The sequence below is a fragment of the Streptomyces sp. NPDC059832 genome, from assembly GCF_042731715.1.
Lineage (GTDB): Bacteria > Actinomycetota > Actinomycetes > Streptomycetales > Streptomycetaceae > Streptomyces.
The window spans coordinates 16,488-30,894 of record NZ_JBHWIY010000002.1 but is presented as its reverse complement, the minus strand read 5'-3'; the positions used below and the strand labels follow the sequence as shown (position 1 = coordinate 30,894).

The window sequence follows — 14,407 nt, the reverse complement described above, 5'->3', positions numbered from 1 at the left end:
GATGGAGAACCACCTCACCACGGACTTCGGTGCAGCCTGCTTCCTGGTGGATCTGTCCAACGTCGTGCGCAACCGCACGCTGGGCGAGCCCGGTGCACGCTCGCTGCGCCGGCTGCGGCTCCTCGTGGAGGCCGCCGAGGAGCTCGCCCGGGATCCGGACGTCAAGCTGTATCTGGTCGCCGACGCCAGCCTGCGGCTCGGCGGACGACGGGAGTTCACCGATCCCGCCGACATCCGGCTGCTCGGCCGCTGGGTGGACCGCGGCCTGGTCGAGGAGCTGCCGGACGCCGACGACCGCCTGCTCGAACTGTGCGCGTACACCGGCATCCCCGTCATCACCGGCGACCGTTTCCGCGGCCATCGCGAGTCGCACCCCTGGCTCCAGGGCAATACGGACGACTTCCTGGAGCCGGTCCCGGCCCGCGGCGGCAAGGTCCGGCTGGTCCCCGTCGACATGGGGGTGGCCAGCGCGCTGGACATCTCCAGGAAGATGGAGGAGGACGTGCTGAAGAAGATGGGTCTGCTGGGCCCGCACCGCAGCCCCCGCTTCGACGTGGTCAGCCGCAACTGGCGCTGCGAGGACCGCCGTTGCACCCTCTACGACACCCACAAGGGCAGCGCCGCCCTGCTGCCGCGCGTCCTCAGGGGCGTACCCCACTGCCAGAGCCACGGCACCCCGCTGGTCGACGACGGCCCACGCACCGCGACCGTCCAGCTGAAGCTCCTGGTGGAGGGCGATGTGAAGGCCCGGTTCACCCTGGAGGACGGCACGAACGTGAAGGTGGGCAGGGCGCCCGGTGAGGGCGGCATAGCCCTGCACGGCCTGATCCCGGAGCGCCGCACCGCCGGCCTCAGCCGCGCCCATGTCGAGCTGCGGGTGACCGGCGGCATCGTCCACGTACGCGACCACAGCACCTACGGCACCCGGTGGCGCTCGACGGCCGGGAAATCGGGTCCGGGCCCGTGGAAGAAGCTCGGCGCGGCCGAGCGGCAGTACCACGGCGGGGACGAACTCGAACTGGTCGAGGGCGTGGTCCTGGCCCGCAGCGGCCGCCGCTTCCCGACCGAACTGGCCCAGGAATGGCAACGCCGCCAACCGCCCCCGCCGGACGCGGCGGGCGAAACCCGCATGTACTGACGCCGGGGTCCGCGCACCTCGCGGCAACGGGTCCACGCACCTCGCGGCAACAGGAAAGGGAGGCGGCCACCGGAAGACCCGGCGACCGCCTCCCCTCCCGACCGGCTAGGCGTGCGTACGGAGCAGCGTGCGCATCGTCCGCATCGCGACCGACAGATTCGCCAGGTCGAAGGCGTCCGACCCCCGGATCTCCTCAAGGGTGGAGCGGGACCGCGTCAGGATCGCCGCGTTCTTCTCCTCCCACGCCTCGAACCGCTCCTGCGGCGTCGAGGTCCCGTTGCCCGCCGACAGCACATCCGCGGTGAGCGCGGCGTGCGCGGCGTACAGGTCCTCGCGGATGGAGGCGCGGGCCATGGACTGCCAGCGGTCGGCCCGCGGCAGCTCGATGATCCGGTCCATCAGCTGGGTGATACCCAGCCGGTCCGCGAGGTCGTAGTACACCTCGGCGACGGAGAGCGGGTCCTTGCCCGTGCGCTCCGCGATCGCCACGATGTCCAGCGCCGGGAAGGCGGAGGAGAATCCGGCGACCCGCTGGGCCAGCTCGCCCGGGACGCCCGCCTCGGTGAGCTCGTCCAGGATCGACTGGTACCACTCCAGGTCGGCACCCATCAGCATCTTGGGCAGCTCGGCCCAGACCTGGTCGACACCCGCCTTGAAGAAGTCGATCGTCCCGGCGATCTCCAGCGGCTGCGGCCGGTTGCCGAGCAGCCAGCGCGAACCGCGCTCGACGAGCCGGCGCGAGTGCAGCCGGATCCGGGTCTGCACATCGGCGGCGACCTGGTTGTCGAGCGCCTCGACGGCGTCCCACACCTGGCCGAGGCCGAAGATCTCGCGGGCCGCGAACTGCGCCCGCACGATCTCCTCGATCGAGGCACCGGTCTCTTCCCGCAGCCGGTGCAGGAAGGTCGAACCACCGCTGTTCACGGTGTCGTTGACCAGGACCGTGGTGATGATCTCGCGCCGCAGCGCGTGTCCGTCGACCGCCTCGGGGAACTGCTCGCGCAGTTGCTGCGGGAAGTAGGCGTGCAGCAGCTTCTGCAGGTGCTCGTCGTCCGGCAGGCTGGTCCGGATCAGCTCCCGGGCCGCGGTGATCTTCGTGTACGCGAGCAGCACGGCCAGCTCGGGCTGGCTGAGCCCCTTGCCGGCGTTGAGCAGCTCACGGATCTGGCGGTCGTTGGGCAGGAACTCCAGCCCGCGGTCGAGGTCCCCGTCACGGCCCAGCCTGCGCATGAAGCGCTGGTGGGCGTGGAGCAGCGAGGGGGACTGGGACGTGGCGTTGGCGAGCGCGACGTTCTGCGCGTAGTTGTTGCGCAGGACGAGGCGGCCGATCTCGTCGGTCATCTCGGCGAGCAGCTTGTTGCGCTGCTTGACGGTCATGTCGCCGTCCCGGACCAGGCCGTTGAGCAGGATCTTGATGTTCACCTCGTGGTCGGAGGTGTCCACACCGGCGCTGTTGTCGATCGCGTCGGTGTTGATCCGGCCGCCGCCCCGGGCGAACTCGATCCGGCCGAGCTGGGTGGCGCCCAGGTTGCCGCCCTCGCCGACGACCTTGGCCCGCAGGTCCTCGCCGTTGACGCGGATCGCGTCGTTGGCCTTGTCGCCGACGTCCGCGTTCGACTCGGCGGAGGACTTGATGTACGTACCGATGCCGCCGTTCCACAGCAGGTCCACGGGGGCCTTGAGGATGGTCTGCATCAGCTCGGCGGGCGTCATCTTGGTGACACCCGGCTCGATGCCGAGCGCCTCGCGGACGTGCGCGTTGATCGGGATGGACTTGGCGCTGCGCGGGTGGACGCCGCCGCCCGCGGAGAGCAGGTCCTTGTTGTAGTCGGCCCAGGAGCTGCGCGGCAGGTCGAACAGGCGGCGCCGCTCGGCGTACGAGGTGGCGGCGTCCGGGGTCGGGTCGATGAAGATGTGCCGGTGGTCGAAGGCCGCGACGAGCCGGATGTGCTCGGAGAGCAGCATGCCGTTGCCGAACACGTCACCGGACATGTCACCGACGCCGACGACGGTGAAGTCCTCGGTCTGGGTGTCGTGGCCCAGCTCGCGGAAGTGCCGCTTGACGGACTCCCAGGCGCCGCGGGCGGTGATGCCCATGCCCTTGTGGTCGTAGCCCGCGGAGCCGCCGGAGGCGAAGGCGTCGCCGAGCCAGAAGCCGTACCCGACGGCGACCTCGTTGGCGATGTCGGAGAAGCTCGCGGTGCCCTTGTCGGCGGCGACGACCAGGTAGGTGTCGTCCTCGTCGTGCCGGACGACGTCCTTGGGCGGCACGACCTCGCCGGCCACCATGTTGTCGGTGATGTCGAGCAGCGCCGAGATGAAGGTGCGGTACGAGGCGATGCCCTCGGCCATCCAGGCGTCACGGTCGACGGCCGGGTCCGGGAGCTGCTTGGCGACGAATCCGCCCTTGGCGCCGACCGGCACGATGACGGTGTTCTTCACCATCTGTGCCTTGACCAGGCCGAGGATCTCCGTACGGAAGTCCTCGCGCCGGTCCGACCAGCGCAGACCGCCTCGGGCGACCTTGCCGAAGCGCAGGTGCACGCCCTCGACGCGCGGCGAGTAGACCCAGATCTCGAAGGCCGGGCGGGGCGCCGGCAGATCCGGGATGGACTGCGGGTCGAACTTCATCGAGACGTACGGATGCGGCTTGCCGTTGTCCGCCCGCTGGAAGAAATTGGTGCGCAGGGTGGCCTTGATGACGGTCAGGAAGGACCGCAGGATGCGGTCCTCGTCGAGCGAGGCGACCTGGTCCAGGGCCCCGTCCAGCTCTTCGAGGAGGCCGTCGGTCAGCTCGGTGCCGGCGTTCTGCCGCTCCGGGGACATCCGGGCCTCGAAGAGCGAGACCAGCAGCCGGGTGGTGTGGACGTTGTTGCGGAGCGTGCTCTCCATGTAGTCCTGGCTGAACGTCGACCCGGCCTGGCGCAGGTACTTCGCGTACGCGCGCAGCACCATCGCCTGGCGCCAGCTCAGACCGGCGCCCAGCACCAGCGAGTTGAAGCCGTCGTTCTCGGCCTCACCGGTCCACACGGCGGCGAAGGCGTCCTGGAAGCGGTCGCGGGCGTCGTCGGCGAGATAGTTGCCGTTGCCGTTGGTCTGCGGCATCCGGAGCCCGAAGTCGTAGATCCAGGCGTGCGTACGGTCCGCGCAGCGCAGCTCGTACGGACGCTCGTCGACGACCTCGACGCCGAGCCGCTGGAGGGCAGGGAGCACGGCGGAGAGGGAGACCTGCTCGCCGGTCCGGTAGATCTTGAAGCGGCGCTCGCCGGGGGAGGCGCCGACCGGCTCGTACAGGCTGAGGGCGAAGTCGTTCTCGTCCTGCTTGAGCGCTTCGAGGTGGACCAGGTCGGCCACGGCGGAGCGCGGCGTGTGGTCGGCCTTGTAGCCCTCGGGGAACGAGTGGCCGTACTGGCGCAGCAGCTCGGCGGCGCGCTCCTCGCCGCACTCGGCGCCCAGCGCCTCCTGGAAGCCGTCGGCCCAGGAGCGGGCGGCCTCGACGAGCCGGGCCTCGATGCGGTCGGCCTCGGCGTCGGTGAGGTCGGGCAGCTCGGTGCCGGGTGCGACGCGGACGACGAAGTGCAGCCGGGAGAGGATCGACTCGGTGTTCCAGGCGGTGAAGTCGACGCTGGTGCCGCCCAGTTCCTCCTTGAGGATGTCGATCAGGCGGAGCCGCACACCGGTGGTGTAGCGGTCGCGCGGCAGGTAGACGATCGCGGAGTAGTAGCGCCCGTACTCGTCCTGGCGCAGGTAGAGCCGCAGCCGGCGGCGCTCCTGGAGGTACAGCACGGAGGTGACGACGGAGCGCAGCTGGTCGACGGGCGTCTGGAAGAGCTCGTCGCGCGGGTACGTCTCCAGGATCTGCAGCAGGTCGCGGCCGTCGTGGCTGTTGGGCGAGAAGCCCGCGCCCTCCAGCACCTCGGCGACCTTGCGGCGGATGACGGGCACCCGGCGCACGGACTCGGTGTAGGCGGCGGAGGAGAACAGTCCGAGGAAGCGGCGCTCGCCGATGACGTTGCCGTCCGCGTCGAACTTCTTCACGCCGACGTAGTCGAGGTAGCTGGGGCGGTGGACGGTCGACCGGCTGTTGGCCTTGGTGAGGACGAGGAGCTTGCGCTCACGGGCCTTGGCCCGTGCGTCGGCGGGCAGCCGGTCGAAGGACGGGCTCACGGGGTGCGCCTCGTCGACGCTGTGGTGCGGGTCGGAGCGCAGGATGCCGAGGCCGGTACCGGGGACGGCGGCCAGCGAGTCGGTGTCCTTCAGCTCGTACTCGCGGTAGCCGAGGAAGGTGAAGTGATCGGCGGCGAGCCAGCGCAGCAGCTCCCTGGCCTCGTTCACCTCTTCGTCGGCGAGGTCGTCGAGCGGCTCACCGGGCAGGTCGTCGGCGATGCGCAGCGCGGCGTCACGCATCTTGTCCCAGTCCTCGACGGTCTCCCGTACGTCGGACAGCACGCGCAGCAGGTCGGCGGCGATCTGCTGGAGGTCGGCGCGGTCGGTCTCGCGGTCGATCTCGACGTGGATCCAGGACTCGACGAGCGCGTCGTGCGGCAGCTCGTTCTTCGCGTCCTTGGCGCCCGCGCCGCCCTTGCGGCCCTGCGGGCCCCCTGCGATGCCGTTGCCCTCGGCGAGGACCTCGATGAGCTTGCCGGTGACGTCGCGGCGTACGACGACCTGCGGGTGGATCACGACATGGATGCCGCGCCCCTGCCGGGACAGCTCATTGGTGACGGAGTCGACCAGGAACGGCATGTCGTCGGTGACGACCTCGATGACCGTGTGGCTGCACGTCCAGCCGTTCTCCTCGACGGTCGGGGTGTGCACCCGGACGTTCGCCGTGCCCTGCGGGCGCGTCTCGGCGAGGCGGTAGTGGGAGGAGGCGGCACCGAAGACGTCCACGGGGTCGCGGCCCGCGATGTCCTCCGGAGCGGTGTGCAGGTAGTAACGCTGGAGGTAGGAGAGGAGCACGTCCTGTCCGGGACGCTCCTGCTCGGCCCCGGCGGCCGCAACACGCACCCGGGAGGTACCTCCCGGGCCACCGACACCACCGCCTGGGCTGTTGTCAGCTACCTTGGCGGCCCGTGCGAGCAGCTCGGCCTTGGCTTCGTCCAGCTTGGTCTGCATGTCCTCTGGCTCCTGTCACGCGCCGTTGCGAGACGTAGGTGAAAAAGACGACGTACCGCCACGACACGGGGTTTCCGGTCTGAGTCGACGCTATGCCGCTATGAGAGACGCCCGGGACCATATTGGCCATTCTTGGCAGTCGGACCGGGCTGTGGGAATCAGCGACGGCCCGGGTGCTGTGGCACTCCGGGCGCAGGCCGGGGGCTTCGCTGCCCCCGAGGCGTATCGCGCTGATCACGGGGTCCAGGCTATATCGCCCCACCCCGTGACCGTCACGAGCCGTTTGTGTAAAAAGATGGACCCGAACTTTGACACTCTGGACAGCGCGCGGGTCCGTGATGTCGCACTCTGGTAGTCGGAACAGGCCGACGAACCGTGGGAGCCCCGCCATGGCACCGAAGATCCTGATCGTCACCGGCGACGCCGCCGAGTCCCTGGAAGTCCTCTATCCGTACCAGCGGCTGCGCGAGGAGGGTTACGACGTCCACATCGCGGCCCCCGCCCGCAAGACGCTCCGCTTCGTGGTCCACGACTTCGAGCCCGGCTTCGACACGTACACCGAGAAGCCCGGCTATACCTGGCCCGCCGACCTGGCCTTCTCCGAGGTCGACGCCGGGGACTACGTGGCGCTGGTCGTCCCGGGAGGCCGGGCGCCCGAGTACCTGCGCAACGACGCCGAGCTCCGCAAGATCCTCAAGGCCTTCTTCGACTCGGACCGGCCGGTGGCCCAGATCTGCCACGGCCCGCTGATGACGGCAGCGGTCGGCGCGCTGGCCGGCCGGCATGTCACCGCCTACCCCGCGCTGGAGCTCGACATGCAGACGGCGGGCGCCACCTTCGAGGACCACGAGGCGGTGGTCGACGGCACTCTGGTCTCGTCCCGGGCATGGCCGGACCACTCGGCGTGGATGCGCGAATTCCTGAAGGTCCTCCGCACAAAGGCCCCGGTCACCAACTGACCCGTCCGGCCGCCTCGCCGCTCCCTCTTCACCCTCCGCCCCGGTCCGATGGCTGCCACCCGATGCGCCGCCACCCGATCACCACTATCGGATAGCGTCCATGGGATAGCGGCCATCGGATCGCCGCCATCCGATCGCCGCTATCCGGCCATCTGCTCGGCGAGCTGCGCGGCCTCGGCCAGGCTGTCCACCACCGGCACCCCGGCCGCCGCCAGGCTGGCCCTGCTGTGCGATCCGCCGGTGTAGAGCACGGCCTTCGCACCGACATGGGCCGCGGCCACGGCGTCGTCCACCGCATCGCCGATGACCACCGTGTGCTCGGCGGATATCCCGTCCAGGGCGGCGATGTGCCGCTCCATGTGCTGGGCCTTGCTGCCGCCGGAAGGCCCGGTACGGCCGTCGACCCGCACGAAGCGCCGCTCGATGCCGTACCCCCGCACCACGGGGACCAGCTGGTCGTGCCCGTACATGCTCAGGAGCGACTGGCTGCGCCCGGCCAGCTGCCACTGCGTGAGCAGCTCCTCGGCGCCTTCGGTGAGCCCGCAGGCGGCCCGCTGCTCGGTGTAGTACCGGTGGAAGATCCCGTCCATCCGCTCCCACTCGGCCTCCGTGGGCAGCCTGCCCATCAGCCGTTCGTAGAAGCGGGGTATCGGGATGCAGTACATCTCGCGGTACTGCTCAAGCGTGATCGGCTCCAGGCCGACCTCGCCGAACGCGGCGTTCGTCGCGCCGACGACCGCGTCGTTGTCGTCGAGCAGTGTGCCGTTCCAGTCCCAGACCAGATGAGTGCGGTGCTTCCCATGCGTCCCCATGCATAGAAAGTACCCGCCGCCTGCGACACCCGTTCGAAGTCGGCCCGGTCCGCTCCCGGCCTCCCCGGGCCCCGGCCTCTCCCCTTCAGCCGATCAGGTTCTTCAGCCGATCAGGTTCGGAATCTCCTGGATGCCGAACCACAGCAGCTCATGGTCCTCGGCGCCGTCCACGGTGAACTGCGCGTCGTCGTCACCGAGGTCCGCCGCCCCCAGCGCCGCGGCCGCCGCCGTGACGTCCTTCTCCGCGTCGTCCGCGTCGACATGCACCGCGGCGGCCTTGGCGAGCGCCACGGGGGAAGCGATCCGCACCTCGCCGAGCGAGGACGGGTCGAAACTGTGGTCCGGGTCGGCGACGGCCGCGCCGTCCGATACCTCGACGGCCACGACGACGCGCCTGCGCACCGCGTCGGGGTTCTGCGCGATCATGCGCAGCGAGGCGGAGGCGGCCCGGTTGAGCGCCGCGTACTCCAGTTCCTCGATGTCGTCCGAGACATACCACTCGCGCAGTGCGGGGGTCACCGCGTACGCGGTCAGCGGACCGGGGCCGATTTCGCCCGCCCGGTGCGCCGCTGCGAGACCGGACAGGGTCAGGGGGACGTACACGCGCATGGCCGGGTCGCTTTCGTAGTCGGAAACGCCCTCAGGATACGTGCGACGTCCCCCTTTGGGGTCACGTGCACCGATACCCCGCCGTCCACCCGGCAACCGCCCCTCACCCTCCCTGCGCCCGTCTCACGCCCCGCCCGGCAGCGGACGCATCACCCGGATAGGTGATTCCTCCCGATCGCTCCCGGCACCCCGCCGCCGCTTGCGGCCGCCTCGACCGTCACCGTAGAAGGTCCCCAGCAGAAGTTACCGCCCGGTATTCGGCCGGGCCTCTGAAGCACGGGGGCGATGATCGATGAGCACGAACAGGACCCGGCCCACTGGACGACGCGACCAGCGCAGGCCCGAAGCCGTACCACCGCAGCGCGCCCGGACTCCCCGGCGCGTCCGCCCGCACCACTGGTTCGCCGAGCGCCTCCTGGCGGTCCTCAGCGGCCAGCGCCCGGTGCACTGGATGCTCGGACACACCATCGGCGAGGCCTACGACCAGCTGGCCGAACTGGCCCCGCGCACCCCCCTCAGGGCCCGCGGCGCCCGCCCCGTCATCCGCATGTGCCACGGCGCCCAACCGGCTCCGGGGGTGGTGGAGGCCTGCGCAAGCATCGCGGCGGGCGAACAGGTACGGGCGATGGCCTTCCGCCTGGAACAGGGCACCGACCTCCGCTGGCGCTGCTCAGCGGTGGAACTCGGCGACGAGCACCTACAAACGGCCCCAACCCGCTAGCGCGCCCGCCCGGGAAACGGAGCGCCGCGGCGTCCGGCATGCGAGCGTGCGTGCCGGACGCCGCGAAGCAGGCAGAACTTACGGCACAGGGCCGGGCAGGGCCGGGTCGGGCAGGTGGCCACCCCGGACGGTGGCGGCGGGCAGTGTCGACTCGACGCGGGGGAACCGGTGGGACGGCGTGGGCGTCCGGAGGGGCATGGACGAGGATTCCGCCTCCGTGAGGCAACCACCCAGGATGTCGACATCCTGGCAGGTGTGCACACCCGGGCCCGGACCGCGTACTACACCGCGGGCGGCATGCCCGATGAGCAGCTCGCCGACCCAGCCGCGCGGGCGGTGCGGCGCGATGCCTGGGCGCGGGTGCTCGCCACATCGACGCGGACCACGCTGTGCGCGGAGGACCCGGGCGGAACGGTGGTCGGCCTGCTCACCGCCGGCCCGCCGCACCGCGAGGAACTCGACGCCGCGACGCACTATGAGCTGTACCAGATCGGAGTGCTGCCGCACGCCTGGGACATGGGGTGGGCGGGGCCCTGCATCGGGAGTTCATCCTGCGGACTGCAGCCGCCGGGTGCGCCGAGGGCGTGCTGGAGTGCTGGGCGTCCAACACTCGCGCGCAGCGCTTCTACGCCCGTCACGGCTGGCAGCCGGACGGTGCGCGCCGTCCGGGGCCGATGGACAGCGACTACGTCCGGCTGCGGCTGAAGGTCGATCCCGCCAACCATGCAGCAGCCGGTAGAGCCGGCTGCAGATCAGGGTCACCATTGCGGCGGCGACCCAGCACCGGAAGCAGTTGAACAGGGTTCGCCAGGGTCCTGCCGCACTGCCCGGAACTGCTGACTGTTTCGAACCAAGCACGTGACAGGGCACTGTCCGAAGTGCTGTACAGCTACTGCCCAAACTCAGGCTCTGGCTCAACTTCTGTGATGCCGGCCTGTCGATCGCAAGGACGGCGCGTCGGACGCGGGAAACCAGCAGGTCAGCGGGATCGCCCCGAATCGGGTACGGGCGGGAGCGACGTACCACCACAGAAGTTGAGCCAGAGCCCAAACTCATGGGCAGAGCCACTCACAACAGCTTCCAGCGCTCAGACGCCAAGAAGTGGGACGAGCGAGGCGGGCAGCGCGGGCAGCGCGGGCAGCGCGGGCAGCGCGGGCAGCGCGGGCAACAGGCCCCGGAACCTGGACTCCCGTTCTCAGTAGTACAGCGTCAAGAGCAGACCCGCCCGGACCCCGTTCCAGCCTCTTCCAGCCCGATGGCGCTCAAGCAACGAAACCAACGGGACCCCCGAGCCACGTTCCTCTCCCCAGCCCTCTTTCTTCCACTCCCTCTCCTCAACCCACCGCCCCCTACCCGGCCACACCGGCTCTCCCCCTCCTGCCCCGTCTCACCCTCTAGGCCTCTCCAGGCCCCTCTCAGCTCTCCGGCCCGCCTCAGCCCTCCCCGACCTCCCACCCAGCAACCTCCGCCCTCTCCAGCCCCCTCCCGGCCCCTGCGGTCACCTCTCAGCCCCTCCCCCGCTTCCTCCATCCATCCCCGGCCCTTTCTGGCCCACCGGACCCCGCCGCCCCTCTCAGCCCCTCAGGCGATCGAGGAGCAGCGGTCCGGGGCAGAGCCCCGCATACCCCCCAGCCCCTCAAGCAATCGAAGAGCAACAGTCCCGGGCAGAGCCTCACGTACACCCCCTGCTCCTCAAGCAATCGAAGAGCAACAGCCCTCGGGCAGCACCCCCACGTACACCCAGCCCCTCCGGCGTTTGAGGAGCGGGGTCCGGGGCAGCGCCCCGGTTTCGGGAAGGGGCGGGGAGGGGCAGGCCCCGCGCAGCGGCCCACCCACCCACGCCACGCAACCCCACCCACCCCAACCCCCAAGCACCCCACCCGCACGGACCCCACGCGTCCCCTCACACCTCACACACCCCACACACCCCCGCGCCCCCACAGGCCCAAACCCCAAAACGCCGGGGCCGGACGCCCAAACCACGCGCCCGACCCCGGCTACAACCCCACTACAGCCCGACCACCGCAACGACGTCCACCGACGTCACCGGCACCCGCGCCTCCCGCACCGGCACCAGCACCAGCACCAGCTACTTCTTACGGCGCCGCCCGCCCCCACCATTCTTCTGGGCCTTGCGCCGCTCCGCCCTGGTCAGCCCGTCGGACTCGGACCCGGCCGTACCGTCACCGTTGGAGAAGTCGCCCTCGACGACCCCGCCCTCCCCGTCCACCGTGGGAGCGGAGAAGTGCAGCCGGTCCGGACGCTGCGGAGCTTCGAGCCCCTTGGCCCGGATCTCCGGACGCGCCGCCGGCACGGCGTCCTCCTTGGCCAGCGAGGTCCGCTCGGCCTCGTCCTGCACCGGCACCTCCTCGACCTGCTGCTCGACCTGAACCTCCAGGTTGAACAGGTAGCCGACGGACTCCTCCTTGATGCCTTCCATCATGGCGTTGAACATGTCGAAGCCCTCGCGCTGGTACTCGACCAGCGGGTCCTTCTGCGCCATGGCACGGAGGCCGATGCCCTCCTGGAGGTAGTCCATCTCGTAGAGGTGCTCGCGCCACTTGCGGTCCAGGACGGACAGCACCACACGCCGCTCCAGCTCACGCATGATGTCCGAGCCGAGCTGCTTCTCGCGCTCGTCGTACTGCTCGTGGATGTCGTCCTTGATGGACTCGCCGATGAACTCGGCCGTGATCCCGGCCCGGTCGCCGGCCGCCTCCTCCAGCTCGTCGACGGTGACCTTCACCGGGTAGAGCTGCTTGAACGCGCCCCACAGCCGGTCCAGGTCCCACTCCTCCGCGAAGCCCTCGGCAGTCTCCTGGCGGATGTAGTCGTCGATCGTGTCGTCCATGAAATGGCGGATCTGGTCCTGCAGATCCTCGCCCTCCAGGACCCGGCGACGCTCGCCGTAGATGACCTCACGCTGCCGGTTGAGCACCTCGTCGTACTTCAGGACGTTCTTCCGCGTCTCGAAGTTCTGCTGCTCGACCTGCGACTGGGCCGACGCGATCGCCCGCGTCACCATCTTGTTCTCGATCGGCACATCGTCCGGCACATTGGCCATCGACATGACGCGCTCGACCATCTGCGCCTTGAACAAACGCATCAGGTCGTCGCCGAGCGACAGGTAGAAGCGGGACTCGCCCGGGTCGCCCTGACGGCCGGAACGACCGCGCAGCTGGTTGTCGATACGCCGCGACTCATGCCGCTCGGTGCCGAGCACGTACAGCCCGCCGAGCTCCTTGACCTCTTCGAACTCCGCCTTGACGGCCTGCTCGGCCTTCTCCAGCGCGGCGGGCAGCGCGGCCGCCCACTCCTCGACGTGCTCGACGGGGTCGAGGCCGCGCTGGCGCAGCTCCGCCTCGGCGAGGTCGTCGGGGTTGCCGCCGAGCTTGATGTCGGTGCCTCGTCCGGCCATGTTCGTCGCGACCGTGACCGCGCCCTTGCGGCCGGCCTGGGCAACGATCGTCGCCTCACGGTCGTGCTGCTTGGCGTTGAGGACCTCGTGCTGGACACCACGCTTGGAGAGCTGCTGCGAGAGGTACTCGGACTTCTCGACCGAGGTGGTGCCGACGAGGATCGGCTGCCCCTTCTCGTGCTTCTCGGCGATGTCGTCGACGACCGCGGCGAACTTCGCGACCTCGGTACGGTAGATCAGGTCCGACTGGTCGGCACGGACCATCGGCCGGTTGGTCGGGATCGGCACCACACCGAGCTTGTAGATCTGGTGGAACTCGGCGGCCTCGGTCATCGCCGTACCGGTCATGCCGGAGAGCTTGCTGTAGAGGCGGAAGAAGTTCTGCAGGGTGATCGTGGCGAGCGTCTGGTTCTCGTCCTTGATGTCCACCCCTTCCTTCGCCTCGATCGCCTGGTGCATGCCCTCGTTGTAGCGGCGACCGGCGAGGATACGGCCGGTGTGCTCGTCGACGATCATGACTTCGCCGTCGATGACGACGTAGTCCTTGTCCTTCTTGAAGAGTTCCTTGGCCTTGATGGCGTTGTTGAGGTACCCGACGAGCGGGGTGTTCACCGACTCGTAGAGGTTCTCGATACCGAGCCAGTCCTCGACCTTCGAGACACCGGGCTCGTGGATGGCGACGGTCCGCTTCTTCTCGTCGACCTCGTAGTCGCCGGTCTCCTCGATGCCCTTGAGCGGGTTGCCCGCCTCGCCCTTGGTCAGCCGCGTCACCAGCTTGGCGAAGTCGCCGTACCACTTGGTGGCCTGGTCGGCGGGGCCGGAGATGATCAGCGGCGTACGGGCCTCGTCGACGAGGATCGAGTCGACCTCGTCGACCACGGCGAAGTTGTGGCCGCGCTGGACGAGTTCGTCGGCGGACCACGCCATGTTGTCACGGAGGTAGTCGAAGCCGAACTCGTTGTTCGTGCCGTACGTGATGTCGCAGGCGTACTGCTCACGGCGCTGGGCCGGCGTCATGTTGGCGATGATGCAGCCGACGGTGAGGCCGAGGAACTTGTGAACGCGGCCCATCAGTTCGGAGTCGCGCTCGGCCAGATAGTCATTGACCGTGATCAGGTGCACGCCCTTGCCGGAGAGCGCGTTGAGATACGTCGGCAGGGTGCCGACGAGGGTCTTGCCCTCGCCGGTCTTCATCTCGGCCACATAGCCGAGGTGGAGCGCTGCGCCGCCCATCATCTGAACGTCGTAGTGGCGCTGTCCGAGGACCCGCTTGGCGGCCTCACGGACGGTCGCGAATGCCTCGGGGAGCAGGTCGTCCAGGCTCTCGCCGTCCGCGTACCGTTCCTTGTACTCGTCGGTGAGCGCCCGCAGCTCGGCGTCGGAGAGGTTGACGAAGTCCTCTTCGATGGAGCTGACCTGGTCCGCGATGCGGTGCAGTTTGCGCAGGATCTTGCCTTCGCCTGCACGCATGAGCTTGTTGAAGACGGACACTGAGGCTGGTCTCCTTGCCGGTCGGGCCTGGCACTGGGTCGTGTTACGGACACTGGCGCGGGCACGGCAGGTGGGCCCCACCGCAACGGCCATCGTAAGCGAGGACCCCGCCGCGCCGGGAGGGCCGCCGCCGCGTTGGCC

At 69.6% G+C, this 14,407-nt stretch carries 8 protein-coding genes; 4 read left to right on the top strand and 4 right to left on the bottom strand.

The window, feature by feature from the left end; all coding sequences use genetic code 11:
• The first annotated feature begins 1 nt into the window (after position 1).
• Complete coding sequence (locus ACFV8T_RS02595; protein WP_385323697.1) at positions 2-1,138, top strand: FHA domain-containing protein; 1,137 nt, start codon at positions 2-4, stop codon at positions 1,136-1,138.
• A 105-nt stretch (positions 1,139-1,243) separates the two neighbouring features.
• Here ACFV8T_RS02595 and ACFV8T_RS02590 read toward each other — a convergent pair whose 3' ends face one another.
• Complete coding sequence (locus tag ACFV8T_RS02590; RefSeq protein ID WP_385323694.1) at positions 1,244-6,256, bottom strand: NAD-glutamate dehydrogenase; 5,013 nt, start codon at positions 6,254-6,256, stop codon at positions 1,244-1,246.
• 389 nt (positions 6,257-6,645) lie between these two features.
• Here ACFV8T_RS02590 and ACFV8T_RS02585 point away from each other — a divergent pair, with 389 nt between their 5' ends.
• A complete protein-coding gene (locus ACFV8T_RS02585) occupies positions 6,646-7,215 on the top strand; it encodes a DJ-1/PfpI family protein (RefSeq protein ID WP_385323692.1) in 570 nt (189 codons plus the stop codon).
• A 140-nt stretch (positions 7,216-7,355) separates the two neighbouring features.
• Here ACFV8T_RS02585 and ACFV8T_RS02580 read toward each other — a convergent pair whose 3' ends face one another.
• The gene (locus tag ACFV8T_RS02580; RefSeq protein WP_385323689.1) at positions 7,356-8,027 is read right to left on the bottom strand and encodes an HAD family hydrolase; all 672 of its coding nucleotides are present in this window, start codon (positions 8,025-8,027) and stop codon (positions 7,356-7,358) included.
• Positions 8,028-8,129: 102 nt separating this feature from the next.
• The gene (locus ACFV8T_RS02575) at positions 8,130-8,636 is read right to left on the bottom strand and encodes a DUF6912 family protein (protein WP_385323686.1); all 507 of its coding nucleotides are present in this window, start codon (positions 8,634-8,636) and stop codon (positions 8,130-8,132) included.
• Between the two features lie 292 nt (positions 8,637-8,928).
• On the opposite strand from ACFV8T_RS02575, the gene ACFV8T_RS02570 reads away from it, so the two are divergent.
• Both ACFV8T_RS02570 and ACFV8T_RS02565 read left to right on the top strand, forming a co-directional pair.
• Complete coding sequence (locus tag ACFV8T_RS02570) at positions 8,929-9,357, top strand: Rv3235 family protein (RefSeq protein WP_385323685.1); 429 nt, start codon at positions 8,929-8,931, stop codon at positions 9,355-9,357.
• A 255-nt stretch (positions 9,358-9,612) separates the two neighbouring features.
• Positions 9,613-10,062, top strand: a complete 450-nt coding sequence (locus ACFV8T_RS02565; protein ID WP_385323683.1) for a hypothetical protein — start codon at positions 9,613-9,615, stop codon at positions 10,060-10,062.
• Between the two features lie 1,384 nt (positions 10,063-11,446).
• Here ACFV8T_RS02565 and secA read toward each other — a convergent pair.
• Positions 11,447-14,266 carry a preprotein translocase subunit SecA gene (secA, locus tag ACFV8T_RS02560; protein WP_385323680.1) on the bottom strand — a complete coding sequence of 940 codons (2,820 nt, stop codon included), beginning with the start codon at positions 14,264-14,266 and terminating at the stop codon, positions 11,447-11,449.
• Between the last annotated feature and the right edge of the window lie 141 nt (positions 14,267-14,407).

Bases quoted from the DNA above. Each gene is read 5' to 3' on its own strand.
- ACFV8T_RS02595 (WP_385323697.1), top strand. From the start codon at position 2: ATGGAGAACCACCTCACCACGGACTTCGGTGCAGCCTGCTTCCTGGTG.
- ACFV8T_RS02585 (WP_385323692.1), top strand. From the start codon at position 6,646: ATGGCACCGAAGATCCTGATCGTCACCGGCGACGCCGCCGAGTCCCTG.
- ACFV8T_RS02580 (WP_385323689.1), bottom strand. From the start codon at position 8,027: ATGGGGACGCATGGGAAGCACCGCACTCATCTGGTCTGGGACTGGAAC.
- ACFV8T_RS02575 (WP_385323686.1), bottom strand. From the start codon at position 8,636: ATGCGCGTGTACGTCCCCCTGACCCTGTCCGGTCTCGCAGCGGCGCAC.
- ACFV8T_RS02590 (WP_385323694.1), bottom strand. From the start codon at position 6,256: ATGCAGACCAAGCTGGACGAAGCCAAGGCCGAGCTGCTCGCACGGGCC.
- ACFV8T_RS02570 (WP_385323685.1), top strand. From the start codon at position 8,929: ATGAGCACGAACAGGACCCGGCCCACTGGACGACGCGACCAGCGCAGG.